Origin of the sequence: Gemella haemolysans (assembly GCF_028308085.1) — a bacterium.
Classification (GTDB): domain Bacteria; phylum Bacillota; class Bacilli; order Staphylococcales; family Gemellaceae; genus Gemella; species Gemella haemolysans_D.
Genome location: NZ_JAQMFS010000102.1, coordinates 1 through 676 on the forward strand (window position 1 = coordinate 1; position 676 = coordinate 676).

The 676-nt window shown below is 44.4% G+C and carries 1 protein-coding gene; it reads left to right on the forward strand.

Going from position 1 to position 676, the window contains the following annotated elements; translation table 11 throughout:
• Nucleotides 1-676 (forward strand): DUF1542 domain-containing protein (locus PNO30_RS08335; protein WP_271988002.1); only part of this gene is annotated, 676 nt, incomplete at both ends.

Here is a 676-nt window from a genome sequence, read left to right on the forward strand (position 1 = left end):
GACGCAGCAAAAACAGCTATCGACAATGTAACAACAAATGATGCAGTAACTCAAGCTAAGACAGATGGAGCAACGTCAGTAGACTCAGTAAATCCAACAGCACAAGCAAAGCCAGCAGCGAAGAAAGCAATAGATGATGTACTAAAAGCTAAAAACGATGCGATCGATGCGAACAACGACTTAACAGCGGAAGAGAAAACTGCAGCGAAAGCTGATGCGAAAGCAAAAGCAGATGCAGCAAAACAAGCGATCGATAACGCGACAACAAATGATGTAGTAACTCAAGCTAAAGCTAACGGAACAACAGAAGTAAACAATGTAAATCCAACACCAGTGGCGAAACCAGCGGCTAAGAAAGTGATAGACGATGCCCTAAAAGCTAAGAACGATGCGATCGATGCGAACAACGACTTAACAGCGGAAGAGAAAGCAAAAGCTAAGCAAGAAGCGCAAGACAAGGCAGCTGCAGCAAAACAAGCTATCAACAACGCGACAACAAACGCGGGAGTAGAGCAAGCTAAGGCTAATGGAACAACAGAAGTGAACAATGTAAATCCAACACCAGAAGCGAAGCCAGCAGCTAAGAAGGCGATAGACGATGCACTTAAAGCTAAGAACGACGCAATCGATGCACGTACAGATTTAACAGACGAAGAAAAAACTGCAGCGAAAGCTG